This is a genomic window from Streptomyces sp. SP18BB07 (assembly GCF_036322545.1).
Lineage (GTDB): Bacteria > Actinomycetota > Actinomycetes > Streptomycetales > Streptomycetaceae > Streptomyces > Streptomyces deccanensis.
In genome coordinates, this window is sequence record NZ_JAQYWT010000294.1 from 15,246 (window position 1) to 35,933 (window position 20,688).

The window sequence follows — 20,688 nt, forward strand, 5'->3', positions numbered from 1 at the left end:
CCGACGTCATCGACTCCTGCGTCGTCGGCCGGCCGACGTCATCGACGGTCCGTGCGCGCCTCTCGGGGACTCATGCCGTACTTCGCCTTGAAGGCGTGACTGAAGTGGGCCGGGTCCGCGAAACCCCAGCGCCCTCCGATGGCGCCGACCGGCAGGTGGTCCAGGGACGGATCGGCGAGGTCGCGGCGGCAGCGGGCGAGTCGCTGTTCCCGGATCCACCCCGAGACCGTGTACCCCCGCGCCGCCAGCAACTTGTACAGGTAGCGACGGGAGATGCGGTGGGCGGCCGCGATCCCCTCGGGGCTCAGCCCGGGGTCGGCGAGTCGCTGTTCCATGTGGACGAGGACACGCTCGGTGAGCCGGCCCGAGCCGTCCGCCTCGGTGGTCCGCACCGCGTCGGCGTGCTCCACGAGTAGCGTGCCGACCAGGTCGATGATGTTGTCGGCGAGCCGTGGCGTGGCTCGGGCCTCCACGTGCTCCATCTGGCGTGCCAGCCCGTGCAGGAGGGGCAGGACCACCTGGCCGAGGCCGTCGTGACAGGGCACCGGCGTCGCCGTCACGCGCGCCAGATCACGTTCCCCCAGCTGCAACATGGCCTGCGGGAACATCAGTACGAGGCCGCTGTGCGACTGGTCGAGATCGTAGGTGAAGGGACGGCGTGTGTCGTAGATGACCAGTTCCCCCGGCCCCACCTGGGCCTGGCGGTCCCGCTGGGTGAGCACGCCCCGCCCGGTGAGCTGCAGAGTGAGCTGGAGGAAGTCGGGGGCGTCGGAGGCGATGTGCCGACGGGTGCGCGCGATGCTGTGCGGTGCGGCCGAGATGACCGACATCTGCACCTGGCCGACCCGCACGGCGTGCAGTGACGCGCTGAAGTCGGCGCTCTCGCGCGGCCGGACCTCCAGGGGCACGAGGTTCTGGCTCACGGCGTCCCGCCAGTATGCGAGTCGCTCGCCGGCCGTGCCTTCGCTCGGTGTCGTGATCCGGGGCATACGGCTCTCCTCCCGGTGCGTCCGGCCCCCGAGGAACGGGCTCGGACGGCACTCCTGGCGAGGAATGATAAGTCCTCCCGGGCGATCCGCCACCGGCTCCCGGGCAGTGTTCTCAGCCACGCAAATTACCTGTGCTCCCGTACACAAGCAGGACCCTCCTCCCGCCCCGCATCATGCGAGCAGTTGCCCGAGGCGCCTCGTACGGCGTTCGTGCAGGACGAGCACGAACGCTCCCGCGAAGACGGGCCGGCACGGCCACGGGCGCGCCTGTCCGCCCACGCCGACCTTCCCGGAACGGCCGCCGTCCTCCCACCGGAGCGGTCGTCCCGCGCAAGCCGTGTGAGGCGTCCTCCCTCAGCCACGCAGCGGCCCAGACGCTCCCTGACCGCACACATCCCAAGGATCGATCATGACGACATTGCTCGAACCGGCCCCGTCCCACGACCGGGAGGCCGACGACGGCGTACTGGGCCGCGTCCGTGCGCAGCTGCCTGAGATCGCCGCGCGTTCCGCCGAGGCCGAGGAGGCCCGAGCCGTGCCCCCGGAGATCGTCGCCGCTCTGCGCGAGGCCGGTGTGTTCCGGATGAGCCTGCCCCGGGAATGGGGCGGCGAGCAGCTGGACCTGGTGCGGAGCGCTCAGGTGGTCCGGGAGATCTCACGGGCCGACGGGTCGACCGGCTGGACCGTTCAGGCGGCCTCGATGGCCTGGTTCTTCGTACGGTCGCTGCCGCGGGAGACGCTCGAGAAAGAGGTGTTCGGCGATGGCGCCGACCTGATGCTCCGTGGGGCGATAGCTCCCAAGGGCAGGGCGACCCCCGTGGCGGGCGGCTACCGGCTCAGTGGGCGGTGGCCGCTGGCCAGCGGCTCGTTCACCCCGGACTGGCTGCTGGCGGGCTTCGTGGTCGAGGACGCGTCCCCGTTGCCGGACGGCCGCCCGGACATGCGGGTCGCGCTGCTCCGCCCCGAGCGGGCCACGTTCCTCGACACTTGGGACGCGGTGGGCCTACGGGCCACGCAGAGCACGGACTTCACGATGGACGACGTCTTCGTTCCCGAGCGCTTCACGGGCCCGCTGACGGGCGACAACCACATCCCCGCCCCCTTCTACGACCTGCCGTACACCGCCACCGGCGCCTCGCACGACGCCGTCGTCATCGGTTGTCTGGACGGCGCGCTCAGCGACCTCGCGGAACTGGCCGCCACCAAGCGGCCGGCGTTCGACCCGAGGGTGGTCATCGGCCAGGACCCGGTGTTCCAGGAGAAGTTCGCCGAACTGCACCTGCGCACCGCCGCGCTGTGGGCACTGCTCGAACAGACCGGCGGCACGGTCATGAACCGGGCGCTCGCGGGAGACGAGCCCACCCCGGCCGAGTGGTTCGGCTACACCGGCGGCCATCAGCACATCCACCACGAGGGCATCCGGATCCTCAACGAGATCATGACGCTGTCGGGCAGCTCCGGGCTGTACAGCTCGAACCCCCTGCAGCGGCGCTGGCGCGACGTCCGCTGCGTCGCCCAGCACGTGGCCGGCAATAACGGTTCACTGCGGCGTCTGGGCGCGGTCCTGTCGGGTCAGGAGGGCGTTCGATGAGCCCGCTCGTGACGACGCCGACGGATCCGGCCGTGCTGCGCCAGGCGTTCGGCTGCTTCCCGTCCGGGGTGACGGCCCTGTGCGCCCTCGACGCGGGGACGCCCGTGGGCATGGCCGCCAGTACGTTCACACCGGTGTCCCTCCAACCGCCGCTGGTGTCGGTCTGTGTTCAGGACACCTCGTCGACCTGGCCGAGGCTGCGCAGCCAGAACCGGCTGGGTCTGAGCGTCCTGGCCGAGGGACAGGACCTGGTCTGCCGCTCGCTGGCCGCTCGGAGCGGGGACCGGTTCGCGGACGTCGACTGGGAGAGCGGCGAGGACGGCGGTGTGTACGTCCACGGTGCCAACCTCTGGCTCGACTGCTCGGTCCATGCCGAACTCCCCGGCGGCGACCACACGATCGTCCTGCTGGAGATCCACGGGCTGAAGGCTGACCCCGACCGGGAGCCGCTGGTGTTCCACGGCAGCCGATTCCGGCGCCTGGCCGCCTGACGATTGCGAGGTGGAGCTGCCGGCCCACCACCCTGCGGGTGCCGGGTCGGCAGCTCCACCTCGGCGCACCGGTCGCGCTTCAACCGGCTCCAACGGTGGGGCCGGCAAAAGCAGTTGCCGATCTGGGCGGAGGCGGAGGCGAACGTCGCGGCCGGTCAGCCGTCGGTGCGGCGGCCAGGAGTTCGTACGTGGACTTGTGGACACGTCCTCGTCGTGGTCGACGAGGAACAGGAAGTCGACGAGGCGCCGGCCGGCCGAGCCGTCGTCGGTGATCCGGGTTCCCGCGACCCGCGCCGGACGCGGTACGGCCTTCACCACACGGGTGCCGGTCACACGGAACCCTGTGTCGTCCGCGTCGGGCACAGGGTCATCGAGATCGACCGTCTCCACCGGCTTCTTCTTGTCGGCTCCGTGGAGCGGGTCGTCGCAGATGTGGATGCCTCGGTCCGCCCCCATCGCCAGGCAATTGCGGATGGCCTCCCGCGCCGATTCGGGTCCCATCGACAACGACGGTGACCTCGGCGCCCGCCGTCTCCTTCAGCGTCAGCGCCTCCTCCGCCGCGCGCTCGTCGATCTCGTCCAGGACGACGGCGGCGTCCTCGCGGTCAAGGGTGTGGTGGGCCCCGGAGAGCGTGCGTTCGGCAGCCGTGTCCGGGACTGCTTGACGAGTACGACGATGTTCAGGGGCGTCTCACCCGGTCCGCGGCGGTCACCGGAACGCCGGGTAGCCGGTGATGGCCTGCCCGACGACCAAGGTGTGCATCTCGCTGGTGCCCTCGTAGGTGAGGACGGACTCCAGGTTGTTGGCGTGGCGCAGCGGCGAGTACTCCAGGGAGATGCCGTTGGCACCGAGGATCGTGCGGCACTCGCGCGCGATGGCGATCGCCTCCCTGACGTTGTTGAGCTTGCCGACGCTGATCTGCTCGGGCCGGATGCGGTGCTGGTCCTTGAGTCGGCCCAGGTGCACGGCGAGCAGCGCGGCGTTCCCCACGGAGACGCTCATGTCGGCGAGCTTCTTCTGGGTGAGCTGGAAGCCACTGATCGGCTTGTCGAACTGCACGCGGGAGTCGGCGTACTCGATGGCCGCCTGGATGCTGTCGCGGGCCGCGCCGACCGCGCCGAACAGGATGCCGAAGCGGGCCTCGTTCAGGCAGGACAGCGGGCCGCGCAGGCCCTGGGCGTGCGGCAGTCGGGCCGAGTCGGGCAGCCGTACGTCGTCGAAGTACAGCTCGGAGGTGATGGACGCGCGCAGCGACATCTTCTGCTTGATGTCGTGGGTGGTGAAGCCGGGAGTCCCGCGAGGGACGAGGAAGCCGCGGATGCCGTCCTCGGTCTGGGCCCAAACGGTGGCGACATCGGCGATGCCGCCGTTGGTGATCCACATCTTGGAGCCGTTGAGGATCCAGTCGGCACCGTCGCGGACGGCGCTGGTACGCATCCCGGACGGGTTGCTGCCGAAGTCGGGTTCGGTCAGCCCGAAGCAGCCGATCGCCTCACCGGCGGCGAGGCGGGGAAGCCACTCCTGCTTCTGTTCCTCCGAGCCCCACTTCCAGATGGAGAACATCGACAACGAGCCCTGCACGGAGACGAAACTGCGGAAGCCGGAGTCCGCGGCCTCCAGCTCCAGGCAGGCGAGGCCGTAGCTGACCGCGTTCGTCCCGGCACAGCCGTAGCCTTCGAGGTGCATGCCCAGAACGCCCAACTTGCCGAGTTCCGGGGCGAGTTCACGTGCGAAGTGCGCGTTCTCGAACCACTCGCCGATGTGCGGACGCACCCGGTCGGCGAGGAACTTGGCGACGGTGGCCTGGATCTCACGCTCCTCGTCGGTGAGGGTGGAGGGGAGGTCGAGCAGATCGAGGGGGTCCTTCATCGGCTTGGCGCCGCTCATCGTGTACTCCTGGGGTTGGTGGTGATCGTTCGGGAATCGGTCGGTGATCTCGGTGACCGGTCGGTCGTGGTGCCCGCGTCGGAACGTCAGCCGTCCGCTTGGTCCGGCGCAGGGGCGTGGTCGTCGTCTGAAGGGCCGTGCAGGATCTCCGCGGAGTGCTGGCCCAGACGGGGTGGTGGCAGGCGGTATTGCGGGGGCGTGCCGCTCAGCGCGATGGGGTTCGCGACCTGGCGGAAGGGCCTGCCCTTTGCCCCGTCGGCGGGGGTCGCGACGGCGGGGTTCTCGAAGGCTGGGATCTCGACGATGCCGGGGAGGCCGAGCTTCCGGGCGAAGTCGAATGCCTCGTCAAGGGTGTTGACCGGCCCGGCGGGCACGCCGGCGGCCAACAGGACGGCCGACCAGTGGTCCGCGCCGGCGGCACCCAGCCGCCGCGTCAGGATGTCGCGCAGTGCGGTGCGGTGGGCGACCCGGTCGGCATTGGTGCGGAAGCGGTCGTCTCGTGCGAGACCGGGTTCTCCGACGAGGTCGGCGAGCACCGCGAACTGCCGGTCGTTGCCCACCGCGATGGCGATCGGACGATCGGCGGCGGAGAAGGTCTCGTACGGTGCGATGCTCGGGTGCGCGTTGCCCATACGGCCTGGGACCACACCGGCGACGGCGAACGCCGACGCCTGGTTGACCAAGGCGGACAGCAATGAACTGAGCAGGTTCACCTCCACGAGTTGCCCTTCCCCGGTGGCGTCCCGGTGCCGGAGGGCCGCGAGGATGCCCAGCGACGCGTGCAGGCCGGTGATCACATCGACGAGGGCCACGCCGGCCTTCACCGGCTCCCCCGCCGCGTCACCGGTCACGCTCATCAGGCCGCCGACGGCCTGCACCAGCAGGTCGTATCCGGGGATCGTCGCACCCGCGCCGCCGCCGAAGCCGCTGATCGAGCAGTAGACCAACCCCGGTTGTCGGGCACGGAGTTCGCGAGGGCCGAGGCCGAGCCGCTCCATGGTTCCGGGGCGGAAGTTCTCCACGAGCACATCGGACTCCGCGACCAGGGCGCGAGCCTGTTCACGGCCGGCGTCGGTCGTCAGGTCCAGGGCCACGGACCTCTTGTTCCGGTTGACGCCGAGGAAATAGGTCGACGTGCCGTCGTGGTCCGCCGGCGGGTGCCAAGCCCGGGTGTCGTCCCCGATGTCCGGCCGCTCGACCTTCACCACGTCCGCCCCGAGGTCGGCGAGGAGCATGGTGGCGTAGGGCCCGGCGAGAACCCGGGAGAAGTCGGCGATGCGCAGGCCCTCCAGCGCCCCGCGCCCCGCTCCTCCGGGAACACCGGCCGCTTCGTGCGGCGCATTGTGCTGGGTGCTCACGCACCTTCCTCTCTACTCGTCGGTCCTTCGCTCGCGTACGGCAATGTCCCGGCCGTACCCGTCACCACCGGCGCTCCGAAGTCGGCGGGCGGGTGGGTTCGACGACGGGAAGTCCCTGACCGAGGGGAGCGACCGCTCGTACGACACTCACCCTCGATCCGACCGTGACCGACGCCGTGTCGGTCGTCCGGCAGAGCAGGTTGAAGCCCTCGTTCATCGCGACGAACCACGTGTGGTGCGGGACCTGGCCGTGGCGACGGACGACAATCCCGTCGCCCGCGCTGCGTTCGCGTCGAAACGTCACGGAGCCGCAGGCACGGCAGAACGAGCGGCGGTAGGCCGGAGTGCCGCACCAGAGACAGCGCTGGAAGAACAGCTCGCCGTGCTCCGCCGGTGCGTCGAGCGTGGTCGTGGCGGCGGCTGTCGCTTCGTCGTCTTGCCTGAGCTCGCCGTCTTCACGGATGTCTGTCTGGAGCATCACGGCCCCCTTCACGCAGTTCGGTGACCCGAAACGGGAGATCGGAATCCGATCCGGCTCCACCACCCTGGCCTTGCCGCGGACCGCCGGTCAACGACGAGCTGACGCATCTTTGTGCGCCGGACGCGTTCCGTTCCCCGAGGTCAGAGCCACCTTCCAGGCGCTACGCTCGCTACGGCCCCGAGAACCTGACAGCGCGGGAGAACACCCCGGACCGGGACGGATCGCTGGGGGGCCGCTGCGCACCACCGACGGTGCCAGACAGGAGCGGCGGACGTGTCAGGACTGGCCGTTGCCCGCGAGCCCCAGGGCCGTCCGGGTGGCGGTGGGTTCGTACTCGGGGGCGATGTCCGCCAGCACGCTCAGCGCGGTGCGCGCCAGATGACGGGCGACGACGCGGGCGGCTCCGGCCGGATCGCTCTCGCGCAGCGCCTCCAGGAGCGCTTCGTGCTCCGCGTACGCCTTGCCCCATGACGCGGGCGCGCCCAGCTGAGCCAGGCGGATGTAGCGCTCGCTGTGTTCTCCGAGCGAGGCGATCATGCGCTGCAGCTGTGGCCCCACCGCCTGGGTGGCGATGCCGTGGAACGCGTGGTGCGCCGCGTGCCACTCGTCGGGCTGAGTGTCGACCGCCAACGCCTTCATCCGTTCCAGGGCGTCGCTCATGCGCTCGATGTCGGCAGCCGTGAACGATTTGGCGGTCATGCTGACGGCGAGTGATTCGAGCATGATGCGGGCCCCGTAGACGGCGTCGAGGTCCTCGGGGTCCACCGACCGCACCCGCGCGCGCTGGTCGGGCCGCGCGTCGATGAGGCCCTCTTCCTGGAGCAGCCGGAACGCCTCGCGCATGGGCGTGCGGCTGACGCCCAGCTTCCGGGCCATCTCGGCCTGGAGCAGCGCCGACCCCGGAGGCAGCTCCCCGTTCAGGATCATGGTGCGCAGGCGCGCGTGGACGTCGAGAGCGAGGCGACGCCCGCCCGCGGCTGCCGTGGGGCTCTCGCCCGACGACCCGGACCGGGCCCGCGCCCCGCCCTCGTCGTCGGCCGGCCGCTGTTCCTCGCGGGACTCGCTTCTGCTCCTGCTCACGCCGAGGAGTGTACCCAGGTGTATGCAGCCGATACAGAGGGCCTTCCCAACTCCACAGTGGGAACTGCCGTGTCTGCCTTCGACCGGGCTCAGGAGACCGGTGACTGTATCCACCTGGCGGGCTCCCGCCCGGTCGGTGGTCCGGGGTGGCGCACCGGCCGCGCCTTCGTCTCGGGGGTGACCCGGGTCAGCGTTCTTGGCCGGGTCCGATCAGGGAGGTGAGCGGGCCGGCGGGTTGCCAGTCAGGTGTGTAGCGGCGGCGCAGGTCGGCCACCGCCTCCAGGCCGCATCGGGTCACCTCGGGTGAGGTCGACAGGCCGGCGGGCCCGAGGAGACCGGGGACGGCGGCTCGGGCGGTCGCCTCGGGCATGCCGTGCCGCAGCAGGGCCGCCTCGACGCCCGGCGCGCCGGAGGCCAGCAGTTCCTCGGTGCTCTTGCGACAGATCTCGACGTAGGCACGGGTGTGCCACGTCGTCGCCGTCCCACGTGGGGCCACCACCACGTTGGTGATGAGGTCGGGTACGACCTGAAGGTGGCCGCCGACGCGGGCAAAGCCCTGCTCAGCGGCGAGGGTGTCGAACGGCGGATGGAGTGTGGTGCCGTCCACGGCGTCCGACAGCAGGGCCTGGAACCTCTGCGACGTACCGCCGACGGGGACGAGTCGGTCGTCGGTCACCGGCGAGGCGGCGACGTCGGCGAGAACGGCGCGCAGCACGAACGCGAAGGCGCTGTGCGCGTTGTCGACCGCCCACCGGTCCGTCGGCAGAGGCGCTCCGTGGCGCCGGTGGACGGCGAGTTCGCCGATGCCCTCGGCCCGGACGGCCACCGGGTCGCGTTGCAGCAGCCCGCGCAGCAGGTGGTCGGGCGAGGTGTGCATGAGGTCGAAGTCACCGTCGTTCCAGCCCGCCAACTGCTGGTCGGAGGAGACCACCTGCACGAGGTTCACCTCCAGCCCGGCCTGACGGAAGTACCCGGAGTCGATGGCGTGGTGAAGATGCACACCGCCGGCGCCCGGGAAGACGCCCACGGTGAGCTGTCGGGAGGGCTCGCCGGGCGGGTGCGGCGCGCTCAGCGCGGAACACATGAAGAACTCTCCGAACTCTGCATGGAACGACTCCTTGGGGCCAGGCGGTCAGGCGGCAGGTCGGGCACGGGGCAGGGCGGCCACGGGGCAGGGCGGCAGGGGCTCAAGACCGGCGACACAGGGGGCCACGGCGGTGGCACCACGACATGTCAGGCGGGCTTGTCCTCCTGGTTGGTGATGAAGTCGGCCGGCATCTCGGGGCTCCAGATGGCGGCCGGGCAGTCCCAGTCGTTCGGCTGCCAGTTCTCGGTGATGCGGTCCATGTCGCCGGAGTACTCGATCCAGCTGCCCCAGGGGTCCTGGATGTAGTGGAAGAGGTTCGAGCCGAGGGTGTGCCTGCCCAGGCCCCAGCCCTTCTCGTAACCCACGGCGGCCATGTTCCGCGCGCCCATCGCGATCTGGTCGATGTCGGCGACCATCCAGCTGGAATGGTGCAGGCCGGGGTGGGTTCCCGGGACGAACCCGAAGACATGGTGGTCACCGGGCCCCGAGTTCATGAAGACGGGCCCGCCGTCGATGATGCGGTCGGACAGGCGCAGCCCGAGGGTGCGGGTGTAGAAGGCCTCGGAGGCGCTCACGTCGGAGCTGAAGATCAGCATGTGTCCGAGTCGCTGGGGGCGGGTGTTCTCACTCGCGTTCAGCCAGCGGGCCTGGTCGATCCGGCGGATGCGGTCACCGACGTTGGCGTCCTGCGCGTCCGTGGTTCCGAACTCGCGCCAGGGTGCGATCCCCTCGTCCCGGAGGTTGACCAGGTTTCCCTCGTGGTCGCGGAACCACACCCCGCCGGGTACCTCGGCCGGCGCGTCCAGCAGCTTCAGGCCCAGCCCCTCCAGGTGGCGCCGCCATTCGGGCAGCGAGTCCGGGTCCACCGCGAAGGCCACGTGGTGCAGCCGCTTGACCGGCCCTTCCATCAGCACCGTCTGGTCCTGCTCCCGACCGTCGCAGCGGATCACCACCGCGTTGCCGCGCTCCGCCGTCTCCAGTCCGAACGCGCCGTAGAAGTCCGAGCCCGTTTCGAGCGACGGCACCTGGAGTCCGTAGTGCAGGAGACCTTTGACACGCAACATGTGCACTCCTCATGGTTCTGGTAGCCCGCATCACGCACGAGCACCCTCGATAAGTGTGTACACCTCCGTGGCTTGATGTCCATACACCCAGGGAAAGCATTTCCAGGCAGAGGGCTGTAGCCCCTTTGGTAGAGCGACGACGCACCCCCTTCCTCCGGCAATGTGTATGCACTATGGTTCAGCTGCTTCAGAGAGCCGCATGCCGGAGGAAACATGGAACCGCCTGAATGGTCACTGGTGCAGTACCGGGTCGACGACTCGGAGAAAGTCACCGTCGGTGCGTACACCGACGGAATCGTGGTCCAGGGTCCCCCCGGGACCACGGGCCTCACGCTCATGGACGTACTCGCGCGATGGGAGTCGCTCACCCCGCTGTTCCGTGACTGGACACCGGCGGCCTCCGACGCCGTCGCGGGCGCCCGACTCGCCCCGCCGCTCACCTATCCGGGCAAGGTGCTCTGCGCCGGCGCCAACTACTGGGACCACATCGCCGAGATGGGCTGCGAACGTCCCGACGAGTTGGGCGACCCGTTCTTCTTCCTCAAACCGCCGACGACGACCGTGACGGGTCCGGGGGACCCGGTGCCGCTGCCCACCTATCCGGGCGCACGCGTCGACTGGGAGGCCGAGCTGGCCGTCGTCATCGGTCGTGGCGGCCGCGATCTCGCGCCCGAGCAGGCCATGGACCATGTGGCCGGCTACCTGGCGGCGAACGACATCTCGGCCCGGGACCGGCTCAAGTCGGACAAGCCGGTCGCCGAGCCGTTCACCTTCGACTGGGTCAGCCACAAGGGACAGGACGGCTTCTGCCCGCTGGGCCCCGGGCTGGTGCCCGCCTGGCAGATCACCGACCCGCAGAACCTGAGGATCCAGCTCAGCGTCAACGGAGTTCTGAAGCAGGACTCCTCCACCGCGCAGATGATGGTGCGGATCCCGGAAGTGATAGCGGCGGCCAGCCGCATCACCCGCCTCGAACCCGGAGACGTCGTCCTCACCGGCACACCGGCCGGTTGTGGCGTACCACGCGGGGAGTTCCTGGCCGCCGGGGATGACATAGTCATCGAGATCGAGCGCATCGGTCGCTTGGAGAACAAGGTGGTGGCGTCATGAGCGACACGCTGACCGGTTCCGGGCTCGGCTGGTCGGAGGCGCTGACCGTGCCGGCGACCATGCGAGCCATGCTGTTCCGCCGGTTCGGACCGCCCGACGTCCTGGAGCGGGCCATGGTCGACACACCGCGCCCCGGCCCCGGAGAGGTTCTCGTCCAGGTCGCCGCGGTCGGTATCGGCCGACTGCTCGACCTCACGGCACGCGCGGGCAACCACCCCTACGCCACCATCGAGCCGCCCCACATCCTCGGCGCGGACCACGCCGGCACGATCGCCGCCCTGGGCGAGGGCGTGGACTCCGTCCGGGTCGGCGACCGCGTGGCCGTCCTGCCCGGTGTCGCCTGCGGCACCTGTGTCTACTGCGCGGACGGTCGCGAGGAAGTCTGCGACGGCCTGACCGTGATCGGCACACACCGGCCCGGCGCCTACGCGCAGTACTGCGTGGTGCCCGCGGTCAACGTCCACAAGGTCCCGGACGGCATCCCGGCCGCGATGGCCGCCGCCCTCGCGCTCCTCGGCCCGGTCGCCGCCAATCAGATGGCCCAGGCAGGGCTCCGCCCCGGGCACTGGGTCCTCGTCCAGGGCGCGTCCTCCGCACTCGGCTCCACCACGGCCGCCTACGCCCAGCACCTGGGCGCGAAGGTCATCTCGACCTCCCGCTCGGCCGACAAGCGCGCGGCCATGGCCGCGGCGGGAGCCGACCTCGTGCTCGACACCAACGCGCCGGACTTCGTGAAGCGTGTACGCGAGGCCACCGGGGGTCGCGGTGTCGACATCGCCGTCGACAACCTCGGTGACCCGGACATCTGGGACGCCACCATCGACTCGCTGGCCCGCGGCGGCGCGGTGGTCACCTCGGGCGCCTTCCTCGGCGGCAAGGTGGGGATCGACCTGCGGCGGGTGTACTCCGACTGCCACCGCATCATCGGGGTACGCACGGGCAACCCGGCAGCGGTGGCGGAACTGTGGAGGCAGGTGGAGAACGGCTTCCGGGCCGTGGTCGACCGCACGTTCCCCATCGCCGGCGCAGCCGACGCCCACCGTTACATGGAGGACGACAACAGCCTCGGGCGCGTGGCGCTCACCGTACGCCCGGAGGACTGGGACGCGTGACGGCGCCCTCCCTCGGCGGGGGCGTGACGTGACAGTGCCCGGCCTCGGCCGGGGCGTCGCCTGACACCCCGACCCGAGGGGTCGCTCCGCTCAACCACGCGCCGCAGGGCGCCTGAACGGGGCTCACGTCCGGCAGGCGCCCTGCGCACATCGACGTGGCCGATCAGTGCCGGATGGGCGTCGGCAAGATCGACTGCTGACCAGCACATCCACCTGGCCGTGCCTTATGCATACACATTCCCCCAGGACTCCTGCGCGGGAAGACTTGGTCGGCCCACATGACTTCCCCTTTTCCCGTACCACACCCTTTACAGCCCCGTAATAGTGTGCACACTTAGCCATGCGAGGCGAGCCAGTCGACGCAGTCAGCCGTCACCAACCGCTCGCCGATCCGGATACGCGCGCTCCAGCTCCGCGTGCCCGACACGGCTCCGGTGGACCCGGGGCCGCCACCGCCGAACGTACGCACGCATGCATGAACGCACGCCGCATCCAAGGGCGAAAGAGACTCATACCCGCAAGCCATGTGAGAGGAATTGTCATGCTCGAAGACAGTCGCGGAGGAAGTCGCGGCCAGACCACCTGGCCTCCGGTCACCTTGCTGGTTCTCGCGATCTGCGGGCTCGCCATCGTCGCCGACGGGTACGACGTCGTGATCTACGGCGCTGTCATCCCGTCCCTGCTTCACGAAGGCGGGTGGGGCCTGACTCCCGCCGGCGCCGGGCTGATCGGCTCGTTCGCTCTGATCGGCATGCTCATCGGAGCCACGACCGTCGGCACGCTCACCGACACACTGGGCCGACGCAAGACGCTGATCGCCTGCCTGACCTGGTTCTCGGTGATGACAGGCCTGTGCGCGACCGCGACATCCCCGGAACTGTTCGGGCTCTTCCGGTTTCTCGCCGGCCTCGGCCTCGGCGGTGTGCTGCCGACCGCCAGTGCTCTCAGCGGTGAGTACTCACACCCGAAAGCACGCAACCTGGTATTCGCGATCATCTTCAGCGGCTTTCCCGTGGGCGGCATCATCGCCGCTCTGGTGGGCATGTCGGTGATCCCCCGGTTCGGCTGGCAGGCGATGTTCCTGCTCGGGCTCCTCCCACTCGTCCTCGTCGTGCCTGTGGCGCTGAAATTCCTGCCCGAGTCGATCACCTTCCTCCAGGCGAAGGGCCGGTACGCCGAAGCGGAGAAGACAGCTCGTCGCTGGAACATCGACCTGGAGGACGCACCCCAGGAGGCAACGGCGTCGCCCCTGTCGCCTGACGCGACCGGCCGGGACGGCATGTCACCGGTCAAGACCCTGTTCTCGCGCGACTACGTCGCGGCGACGCTCTGCTTCCTGGCCATGTCGTGCCTGTGCCTGTTCATGATCTACGGGTACAACACCTGGCTCCCGGAGATCATGCGTCGGGCCGGCTACTCCGCCGGGTCGGCACTCGGGTTCCTGCTCATGTTCAACCTCGGAGCAGTGGTCGGCCAACTCCTCATCTCCTTCGCCGCCGACCGACTCGGCTCCAAGCCGATCATCGTCACGACGTACCTCCTGGCCGGCGCGGCCGTGGTCCTCCTCAGCCTGCGACTGCCCACGGCGGTGCTGTACGCGGCCGTCGCGATGGGGGGTGTCGGCGCGATGGGAACACAGACGTTCGTCCTCGCGCATGTCTCCAAGCACTACCCGGTACGGATGGGCGCCACGGCGCTGGGGTGGGCGCTGGGCTTCGGCCGCCTCGGCTCGATGCTCGCGCCACCACTGCTCGGACTCATCATCGGGGCTGGGCTTGCGTACCAGTGGAGCTTCTACGCCCTCGCGGTACCCGGCCTCATCGGTGCGGTACTGATCGGCCTGGTGCCCCGCTCTCCCGGCGACGCGGCGCCGACGGCACGCGTGAGCACGGACGGGACGGCACGTTCCCTGCCTGAGCCGACCTGATCCGCACCGGTCGTCGACTCGGACGGGGCACTCGCACCGAGTGCCCCGTCGGGGCTGCCACGACGCGTGCAGCGTTCTCAGCGCAGCTGCTCGGCGAGTCCGACGATGATGCCCTCCGGGCCACGGACATGGCAGAGCAGATAACTGTCCTCGAACCGGGCGATCCCGCCTACGAGTTCGGCTCCGTGCGGACGCAGACGGGCAACGGTGTCCTCGATGTCGTCGACGGCGAACATGACGCGGTGCGTGCCCAGAACGTTGTGCGGCCGGTCGCGCGGCCCCGCGCTGATCGCTTCGGGGCTGCGGTACTTCGCCGGCTCGAGCCGGCTGTGGCCGTCCGGGGTGCGGAGCATGGCGATGTCACAGCGGACGCCGTCGAGTCCGGTGCACTGATCGGCGACGAGGCCCTCGGTCGGTCTGCCCCCTGCCCTCGACCTCCACGCCGAGTTCCATCGTGGAACACCCTTGCCTGCCGGCGTTGGCCGACGCCTGCCGGTGCTGCCCCTGGGACGGAGCCGGTGGCACCCTCTCGACCTTTGGTGCTCACTCCGCAGGCACCGACGCTTCCACACCGTCCGCGCCATCCGCGCCATCCGCGCCATCCGCGCCATCCGCGCCAAGGAGCCTGAGCAGGTTGCGCATCTCCTCCAGAGCCGCGTCGGTGACTTCGGGCTCGTCGAGGACCAGCTGGTGCATGACCAGTCCGTCGAGCGCGGCGAAGATCAGCCTGCTCAGTGCTCGGCTGGCCCCGTCGGGCAGCATGCGCGCCAACTCGCGCCGCGTCGCCTCGAAATACTCTTCGTACAGGGCGCGGATCTGGGGCAGCAACTCTGGTCTGCGGCGTGCTTCGAGCAGCAGCTCGTACTGGAACATCTGGGCATCAGGAACGGTCGTGACCATGTCCGACAGCCCGCTCGTGAAGTCCGTGACCTTGCCGGTGCCCGGCTCCAGGGCGCTGGTGGTGAGCGAGGTGCGGATCGTGTGGCTCAGGGCCTCCTCGATCAGCGCGTCGCGCGAACCGAAATGATGTACGACGAGACCGTGCGTGACCCCGGCCTCCTCCGCGACGGCGCGGTACGTGAGCTTGCGCAGCCCGCCTCGGGCCACCACGCGCACCGCGGCGTTGAGCAGCGCCTGCCGCCCCTCTCCGTAGTGCAGGCGTTTCTGCGGCCCACGGCGTTGGGGGGCATCTGCGGTATCGGTCATGGCTGCGACCCTACCGAGCACGCCGGTGCCGCAGCCCGGCGAGTGGCAGCAGTTCTGGCGTCAGCGGTCGTCCGCGCATGCCAGGACTCTCGCGGCGAAGGCGGCCAGCTGAGCGCGCATGGTCGCGCGGGGTACACGCTCGCGGCCGGCGAGGTGTTCGACGAGGTCGGCCCGGGTGGCGGCGAGCAGGGCGTGGGCGGTGAAGCCGGGGTCCGGGAGGCCGGGGATCTGCCGCAGCGCGGATTCCAGCAGGACGTGCCAGTACTCGTAGTGCTCCGCCCGGTAGGGGCTGTCGCTTCCGGTTCCCTCCAGAGCCAGAGCCAGGTGACGGTTGTCGAGCTTGAAGCACAGCAGGGTGTCGAGCAGAGCGAACACACGATCCGGGGCGGGGGCACCGGGCCCCAGGGGCGGCGGGCCCGATTCCACGGCGTCCCGCACCGGTTCGAGCCGTGCCTCGTACAGGGCGCGGATCAGCCCGGTGCGGTCGCCGAACGCGCGGAAGAGCGATGCCTTGCCGACACCCGCCGCCGTGGCGACGTCGGCCATCGTGACGGTTTCGGCACTCTCGCCGTCGGCGAAGAGCGCGTCGGCGGCTGCTAGGAGGGCCGCCCGGTTCCGGACGGCGTCCTTGCGTGGTGTGCGCTCGGCCATATGGCGCGGCTCCCTCTGCTTGCAAAGCGGACCCCAGGTCCGTATCGTTCGACAGAGATGAAGCGGACCCGAGGTCCGTATCGTACGGGACGGAGAGCATCATGCCCACAATCACCACCTCGCCGGCGGACCTGTACCGTCACAGCCTGCGCCTGCTGCTGAACAAGGACATCGCCGCCTGGGTCGACCTGTGGGCCGAGGACGGCACCATGGAGTTCCCCTTCGCCCCTCCGGGCCGACCGCGCCGACTCCAGGGCAGGCAAGCCGTCGCCGCCTACATGCGTCCCTACCCCGATCACATCGACCTGCACGACTTCCCCGAGGTGCGGATCCACGAGACCACCGCCCCGGAGACGATCGTGGTCGAGATGCGTGGAGTGGGGCGCCTGGTCGCGACGGGCGGCCCCTTCGAGATGACCTACATCGCCGTCGTGACCGTCCGCGACGGGCTCATCCACTCCTACCGGGACTACTGGAACCCGCTCGCCGCCCTCGAACTCGGAGTCGGCCTCGACGGCACCGACGCCCTGGACAACGACCTGGAGAACGACTCGGAGAACGACCGATGACCGACGCGCGCACCACCACTCTGGTCGTAGGAGCCACCGGCACCACCGGCAGCCGTGTCACGGCCCAACTGACCGCCGCCGGCCACCGCGTCAGAGCTGCCAGTCGTCACGGGACCCCGGTGCCGGGCGCGGAGCCGACCCGCTTCGACTGGTACGAGCCCGCCTCCCACGGCACCGCACTCGCGGGAGTCGACCGCGTCTATCTGGTGCCGCCCGTGGGTGATCCCGACCCGGCGACGGTCATGCTGCCCTTCCTCCAGCGGGCTCGCGCCACCGGCGTCAGCCGCGCGGTGCTGCTCAGTTCGTCGGCCATTCCCGAGGGTGGGCCCGCAGTGGGGGTGGTGCACGGGGCCCTGCCGGGGCTCTTCGGCGAGTGGGCCGTCCTGCGGCCCTCATGGTTCATGCAGAACTTCACCGGCACGCACGCCCACGCGCTCGGTATCCGCGACACCGGCACGATGGCGACCGCGGCCGGCACGGGCCGGGTCGGCTTCGTCGACGCCGAGGACATCGCCGCCGTCGCTGTGCGCGCCCTGACCGACGTACGTTCCCCCGACTCCGATCTGATCCTGACCGGGCCGCAGGCGCTCAGCCACGACGAGGTCGCCGCGATCGTCGGCGAGGTCATCGGCCGGCCCGTCGTCCACCGCCATCTGACCCACGAGCAGCAATGCGATCGCCTCGCGCCGCTGGTGGGACGGGAATTCGCCGAGATGCTGGCCGACATGGACCGTGCCATCGCCGAGGGGGCGGAGGACCGCACCACCGACGTGGTCCGGCGCGTCACCGGGCGAGAACCGCAAAGCTTCCGCGCGGTCGTCGCCCGGGAGACGACAGGCATCGACCGACGCCCGCCGTACACCCCCTGACGGACGGAGCGGTCGGACTCGGTCGGCTGAGGAAGGCATCCGGTGTGGCCGGGAACGTGCACACGGCCGCAGCCGGCTGGGGCGGTGGCAGAGCCTGATCCGTCACATGCACGCAAGGAGCGGTACCGCCCTCTGCATCAGCCCCGAGCCGAGCCCACGCGAATTCACCTGACAGGTCTGAGCCGGCCCGCGATCATTGGCCGATGACCACGAGACCGGACCTCCTCACTCTGAGCATCGCGTGCCCTCCACCCGACGAGGGCGTCGTGGAGGTCCGCCCGATCGTCAATGGCCGGGACCTTCTGGCCGAGGTGGCGGTCTCCGGTGGCGTGGGAGGCTCTCGGTACCTGGGAGTGGGCCCCCGGGATCTGCTGGGCCAGGACGGGCCGTTGCATGCCACGGCGACGCCCCGCGAGGTTCGTCTCGCTTGGTCCGGGTGCGGCGTGGAGGAGTGCTGTGGCGCGCTGTACATGACGGTCACGCGGCACGGAGATCATGTCGTCTGGGCGGGCTGGCGCGACCTGGCCAATCAGGACTTCGACCTGCCGGAACTTCGGTTCATCGCAGGTCAGTACGAGGCCGAGGTCCTGCGAGCCGGGAAGGACCGCAGTTGGGAGTGGCCGGCAGGAGCGGTTGCGCGGATGCTTGAGGCGGGGCTGAGGGGACGCGGGGACTGGCTCGTCAGGTGGGACTGCGAGTTGGAAGGCGTCTGGGCCTCTCGCAAGGAACCCGATCGAATCCACGTCGTCCTGTGGCATCCCCGTAACCGGGCCGACGCGGATCTGCCCTGGCTCCAGTTCGGGATGACCCTCCCGATCTCCGCGGAGGCCCCGTCGGTCCAAGCCGAGCACCTCGAAGCGCGGCTGACCGCGGACGATCCCCGTGCCACCGCCGAGGTCTGGGGCGGTTCCCACGACGCCGAGCAACTGGGTTACCCATGGCCGCCGGTGGACCCACTGTTCATGTGAACGGCGGGGAGAGGCGCCGGTTGGGCCTTTCCCATGGGTGAGTGTGACCGGGTCGCTGGTGGACGGCCGAGTGTTTGTCACCGCGGCCAAGCGCGGCGCGGCGGAGCGGACCGCTGAGGTCTTCTCGGCGGCGTGACGATTGGCGATGCGTGTCGTGTACCGACTGCCCGCATCCGCAGCACGAACAAGTCCCGGTCGCGCCTGGTGCAACGACCGTTCTGGCTGCGAGCGTCGATCTCGTTCTCTTTCGTTCTGGCATCCCTTGTTGGACATCTGGCCTGTATGACAGGGTGGTTCATGCTTGGAACAATCCGTAACCGGCCTATCGGCTCACACGGGTCGTGGCGTTGCCCGCTCCCCCACAAGGCGGTCGCGCGGCATCGTTCGGGCGTCACCAACTCAACACCTCTCTCCGCACGGCCACTCCAGGTCCGCGCTGCCGCTGTTCCCGCATCGGCCCGGGATGAGGCTGCCCAGCGCGCCCTGGGAGAAGGAAAGCCCCCTGTGTCTTTCGCTCACCCGCTTCCCGGAAGCCCGGCTCCCGACCCCGAGACCGCTCCAGGGATGTCCGACGACGCCCTCGTCGCCGCGCTGAGGATGTCCCGGACCATCGAGGGCACCACGCCGGTCGCGGCGTTGATCGCGCGGCACGGGCCGTCGGTCTCCGACTATGCGGAGATCTGCGCCTCCGGTTCTCCCGCCCTTGCGCGAGCGCTCGCCTCAGCGGCGTTCCGCAATGTGGTGCGGGACCTCCAACGAGCCGGGTCCACCGATGCCCTGCGCCCTCGCCTGCTCGTCACCGTGCGGAACACGGCGCGTGCGCGCTCACAGGCCGGCACCGGTTCGGGGCTGTCGTACGACCAGACCGGGGCCGGCGACGGGCCCCTTCCACACTCGGTCACCCAGAATCGGCACCTGAGCCACGTCGCCTTTCTTCGGCTCCCGAGGACCACCCAGTACGTTCTGTGGCATCTGGACGTGGAAGCCGAACCGTCGACCGTTCCCGCGGCCTTGCTCGGTATCGAAGGGGACATACCGCCCTTCGAGTTGGACCGGGCGCGGGAGCAGTGGCGTTCGGCTCTCCTGCGCACACATGTCGAGAATGCGGCCGGGAGAGAGTGCCGGGACTACAGCCGTCTCCTCGACGCATCCTCACGCGGGGTCGGTTCCACGCTGCCCGAGGTGCAACTGCATCTGGATCACTGCACCTACTGCCAGGACACCGCCGAACAGCTCAGGCTCTGCGCCACCGAACCGGGCGTACTGCTGGCGGAAGCGCTGCTCGGCGAGAGCGCTCACCCCTATCTGGCCGTGTGCCGGACGCGTCCTTCGCGGACACCGTCCGGTGCCACGGCCGCCGAGGGAGTCGACGCCCGGCCCTCCCACACTTCACAGACGCCGCGAAAGCCGGTAGGGAGGAGAAGAGCTGGTGTCACCCGCAAGGGCACGAAGATCCTCGTTGCTGTGATCGCCGTCGGTTCGGCCGCTGTCGCGGCAGCATTCGTCGTGGGCGGCACTTCGTCCGACACCACCGCACCGGCTCCGTCGACACAGCGGCCCACGCCCACGCCGTCACCCTCATCCCCCACGACCTCGACCGCCCTCCCCGTCCCCCCGGAGAGCGGCCGACTGCGCAATGCGGCCGCGGACCTGTGCATGGACGTCCGGGGAACGCCGCCCGAGCGTGGCGCGGAGGCCACCCTGTCCGCCTGCTCAGCCGCCGGCACACAGCAGTGGACCTACCTTGAGGACGGACTCCTGCGCAACCTCGCCCAACCCGATCTGTGCCTGGACGCCGGCGGGGACGACGAGGTCCTGGATCTGGAACTCTGCGACTCCTCGGGCGACGTGTCGTTCGGTCTCCGCTTCGAACTGAGCCCTGAAGGGGAGCTCCTCACACGCGACAAGAGGAACCTCGTGATCGCTCCCGCCGCGCCCGAGATCGGCACCATTCTGGTACCAAGTCCCCGCAACGGAGAGGCGGAACAGAGATGGCTGGTCGAGCCGGTCCAGGGAACATCCACGCCCCAGTCCGGGACTTGAGACTTCGCCGGTGCGGAGCAGGACCGGCCGTGCGGTGAAGAGGCGGCGGTCGAGGGGCTAGGCCCAATGCCGTTGCTTTACGGGTCTGCTGGTTGGGGTCGTTTGATGCGGACAGCTCGGGTTCCGGTGAGGGTGGGCTGGGGCCATGTCAGGTGCTCAGCCCGCTTGAGCCAGTAGTTGGACATCTTGCGCTTGACGACACGG

18 protein-coding genes and 1 pseudogene are annotated in these 20,688 nt (G+C 69.9%); 9 read left to right on the forward strand and 10 right to left on the reverse strand.

Annotation, left to right across the window (positions count from 1 at the left end):
* Window positions 1-38: 38 nt before the first annotated feature.
* A complete protein-coding gene (locus PUR53_RS16360) occupies window positions 39-989 on the reverse strand; it encodes a helix-turn-helix domain-containing protein (RefSeq protein ID WP_329908696.1) in 951 nt (316 codons plus the stop codon).
* Between the two features lie 409 nt (window positions 990-1,398).
* Between PUR53_RS16360 and PUR53_RS16365 the strand changes: the two genes are divergently transcribed.
* Window positions 1,399-2,580, forward strand: a complete 1,182-nt coding sequence (locus tag PUR53_RS16365; RefSeq protein ID WP_329908697.1) for an acyl-CoA dehydrogenase family protein — start codon at window positions 1,399-1,401, stop codon at window positions 2,578-2,580.
* Window positions 2,577-3,071, forward strand: coding sequence for a flavin reductase family protein (locus tag PUR53_RS16370; RefSeq protein WP_329894926.1), 495 nt, complete (start codon window positions 2,577-2,579; stop codon window positions 3,069-3,071). The genes PUR53_RS16365 and PUR53_RS16370 overlap by 4 nt, the downstream gene beginning before the upstream one ends.
* A gap of 709 nt (window positions 3,072-3,780) precedes the next feature.
* On the opposite strand, the gene PUR53_RS16380 is transcribed toward PUR53_RS16370, so the two are convergent.
* From PUR53_RS16380 to PUR53_RS16405, 6 genes are all read right to left on the reverse strand, one after another.
* Entirely contained in the window at window positions 3,781-4,959 is a 1,179-nt protein-coding gene (locus PUR53_RS16380) for an acyl-CoA dehydrogenase family protein (RefSeq protein WP_319233854.1), read from the reverse strand.
* A gap of 86 nt (window positions 4,960-5,045) precedes the next feature.
* The gene (locus PUR53_RS16385; protein WP_329908698.1) at window positions 5,046-6,317 is read right to left on the reverse strand and encodes a CaiB/BaiF CoA transferase family protein; all 1,272 of its coding nucleotides are present in this window, start codon (window positions 6,315-6,317) and stop codon (window positions 5,046-5,048) included.
* A 61-nt stretch (window positions 6,318-6,378) separates the two neighbouring features.
* Window positions 6,379-6,795: a zinc ribbon domain-containing protein gene (locus tag PUR53_RS16390; protein ID WP_329908699.1), complete on the reverse strand. Its 417-nt coding sequence runs from the start codon at window positions 6,793-6,795 to the stop codon at window positions 6,379-6,381.
* 279 nt (window positions 6,796-7,074) lie between these two features.
* Window positions 7,075-7,878 carry a GntR family transcriptional regulator gene (locus PUR53_RS16395; protein ID WP_329908700.1) on the reverse strand — a complete coding sequence of 268 codons (804 nt, stop codon included), beginning with the start codon at window positions 7,876-7,878 and terminating at the stop codon, window positions 7,075-7,077.
* 187 nt (window positions 7,879-8,065) lie between these two features.
* The gene (locus tag PUR53_RS16400) at window positions 8,066-8,962 is read right to left on the reverse strand and encodes an ABC transporter substrate-binding protein (RefSeq protein ID WP_329908701.1); all 897 of its coding nucleotides are present in this window, start codon (window positions 8,960-8,962) and stop codon (window positions 8,066-8,068) included.
* Window positions 8,963-9,111: 149 nt separating this feature from the next.
* Window positions 9,112-10,029: a VOC family protein gene (locus PUR53_RS16405; RefSeq protein WP_329894931.1), complete on the reverse strand. Its 918-nt coding sequence runs from the start codon at window positions 10,027-10,029 to the stop codon at window positions 9,112-9,114.
* A 213-nt stretch (window positions 10,030-10,242) separates the two neighbouring features.
* Between PUR53_RS16405 and PUR53_RS16410 the strand changes: the two genes are divergently transcribed.
* From PUR53_RS16410 to PUR53_RS16420, 3 genes are all read left to right on the forward strand, one after another.
* Window positions 10,243-11,139 (forward strand): fumarylacetoacetate hydrolase family protein, encoded by an 897-nt coding sequence (locus PUR53_RS16410; RefSeq protein ID WP_329908702.1) that lies wholly within the window; start codon window positions 10,243-10,245, stop codon window positions 11,137-11,139.
* The gene (locus tag PUR53_RS16415) at window positions 11,136-12,251 is read left to right on the forward strand and encodes an alcohol dehydrogenase catalytic domain-containing protein (protein ID WP_329908703.1); all 1,116 of its coding nucleotides are present in this window, start codon (window positions 11,136-11,138) and stop codon (window positions 12,249-12,251) included. Before PUR53_RS16410 ends, PUR53_RS16415 begins: the two co-directional genes overlap by 4 nt.
* 541 nt (window positions 12,252-12,792) lie before the next feature.
* Window positions 12,793-14,178: an MFS transporter gene (locus PUR53_RS16420; protein ID WP_329908704.1), complete on the forward strand. Its 1,386-nt coding sequence runs from the start codon at window positions 12,793-12,795 to the stop codon at window positions 14,176-14,178.
* 77 nt (window positions 14,179-14,255) lie between these two features.
* Here the strand turns inward: PUR53_RS16420 and PUR53_RS16425 are convergent.
* The 3 genes and pseudogenes from PUR53_RS16425 to PUR53_RS16435 form a co-directional block, all read right to left on the reverse strand.
* A pseudogene (locus tag PUR53_RS16425) lies at window positions 14,256-14,631 on the reverse strand (VOC family protein).
* A 90-nt stretch (window positions 14,632-14,721) separates the two neighbouring features.
* Window positions 14,722-15,384, reverse strand: coding sequence for a TetR/AcrR family transcriptional regulator (locus PUR53_RS16430; protein ID WP_329908705.1), 663 nt, complete (start codon window positions 15,382-15,384; stop codon window positions 14,722-14,724).
* A gap of 60 nt (window positions 15,385-15,444) precedes the next feature.
* Window positions 15,445-16,035, reverse strand: a complete 591-nt coding sequence (locus PUR53_RS16435) for a TetR/AcrR family transcriptional regulator (RefSeq protein WP_329894937.1) — start codon at window positions 16,033-16,035, stop codon at window positions 15,445-15,447.
* A 101-nt stretch (window positions 16,036-16,136) separates the two neighbouring features.
* Between PUR53_RS16435 and PUR53_RS16440 the strand changes: the two genes are divergently transcribed.
* From PUR53_RS16440 to PUR53_RS16455, 4 genes are all read left to right on the forward strand, one after another.
* A complete protein-coding gene (locus PUR53_RS16440) occupies window positions 16,137-16,604 on the forward strand; it encodes a nuclear transport factor 2 family protein (protein ID WP_329908706.1) in 468 nt (155 codons plus the stop codon).
* Window positions 16,601-17,473: an NmrA family NAD(P)-binding protein gene (locus PUR53_RS16445; RefSeq protein ID WP_329908707.1), complete on the forward strand. Its 873-nt coding sequence runs from the start codon at window positions 16,601-16,603 to the stop codon at window positions 17,471-17,473. Before PUR53_RS16440 ends, PUR53_RS16445 begins: the two co-directional genes overlap by 4 nt.
* A gap of 203 nt (window positions 17,474-17,676) precedes the next feature.
* Entirely contained in the window at window positions 17,677-18,441 is a 765-nt protein-coding gene (locus tag PUR53_RS16450) for a hypothetical protein (RefSeq protein WP_329908708.1), read from the forward strand.
* A gap of 564 nt (window positions 18,442-19,005) precedes the next feature.
* The gene (locus PUR53_RS16455; protein ID WP_329908709.1) at window positions 19,006-20,484 is read left to right on the forward strand and encodes an RICIN domain-containing protein; all 1,479 of its coding nucleotides are present in this window, start codon (window positions 19,006-19,008) and stop codon (window positions 20,482-20,484) included.
* Window positions 20,485-20,688: the final 204 nt, after the last annotated feature.

What these genes read in the sequence shown, in the direction of transcription:
- PUR53_RS16450 (WP_329908708.1), top strand. Translation starts at nt 17,677, where the DNA reads ATGACCACGAGACCGGACCTCCTCACTCTGAGCATCGCGTGCCCTCCA.
- PUR53_RS16430 (WP_329908705.1), bottom strand. Translation starts at nt 15,384, where the DNA reads ATGACCGATACCGCAGATGCCCCCCAACGCCGTGGGCCGCAGAAACGC.
- PUR53_RS16455 (WP_329908709.1), top strand. Translation starts at nt 19,006, where the DNA reads ATGTCCGACGACGCCCTCGTCGCCGCGCTGAGGATGTCCCGGACCATC.
- PUR53_RS16365 (WP_329908697.1), top strand. Translation starts at nt 1,399, where the DNA reads ATGACGACATTGCTCGAACCGGCCCCGTCCCACGACCGGGAGGCCGAC.
- PUR53_RS16390 (WP_329908699.1), bottom strand. Translation starts at nt 6,795, where the DNA reads ATGCTCCAGACAGACATCCGTGAAGACGGCGAGCTCAGGCAAGACGAC.
- PUR53_RS16420 (WP_329908704.1), top strand. Translation starts at nt 12,793, where the DNA reads ATGCTCGAAGACAGTCGCGGAGGAAGTCGCGGCCAGACCACCTGGCCT.
- PUR53_RS16415 (WP_329908703.1), top strand. Translation starts at nt 11,136, where the DNA reads ATGAGCGACACGCTGACCGGTTCCGGGCTCGGCTGGTCGGAGGCGCTG.
- PUR53_RS16435 (WP_329894937.1), bottom strand. Translation starts at nt 16,035, where the DNA reads ATGGCCGAGCGCACACCACGCAAGGACGCCGTCCGGAACCGGGCGGCC.
- PUR53_RS16360 (WP_329908696.1), bottom strand. Translation starts at nt 989, where the DNA reads ATGCCCCGGATCACGACACCGAGCGAAGGCACGGCCGGCGAGCGACTC.
- PUR53_RS16440 (WP_329908706.1), top strand. Translation starts at nt 16,137, where the DNA reads ATGCCCACAATCACCACCTCGCCGGCGGACCTGTACCGTCACAGCCTG.
- PUR53_RS16410 (WP_329908702.1), top strand. Translation starts at nt 10,243, where the DNA reads ATGGAACCGCCTGAATGGTCACTGGTGCAGTACCGGGTCGACGACTCG.
- PUR53_RS16445 (WP_329908707.1), top strand. Translation starts at nt 16,601, where the DNA reads ATGACCGACGCGCGCACCACCACTCTGGTCGTAGGAGCCACCGGCACC.
- PUR53_RS16400 (WP_329908701.1), bottom strand. Translation starts at nt 8,962, where the DNA reads ATGTGTTCCGCGCTGAGCGCGCCGCACCCGCCCGGCGAGCCCTCCCGA.
- PUR53_RS16405 (WP_329894931.1), bottom strand. Translation starts at nt 10,029, where the DNA reads ATGTTGCGTGTCAAAGGTCTCCTGCACTACGGACTCCAGGTGCCGTCG.
- PUR53_RS16380 (WP_319233854.1), bottom strand. Translation starts at nt 4,959, where the DNA reads ATGAGCGGCGCCAAGCCGATGAAGGACCCCCTCGATCTGCTCGACCTC.
- PUR53_RS16370 (WP_329894926.1), top strand. Translation starts at nt 2,577, where the DNA reads ATGAGCCCGCTCGTGACGACGCCGACGGATCCGGCCGTGCTGCGCCAG.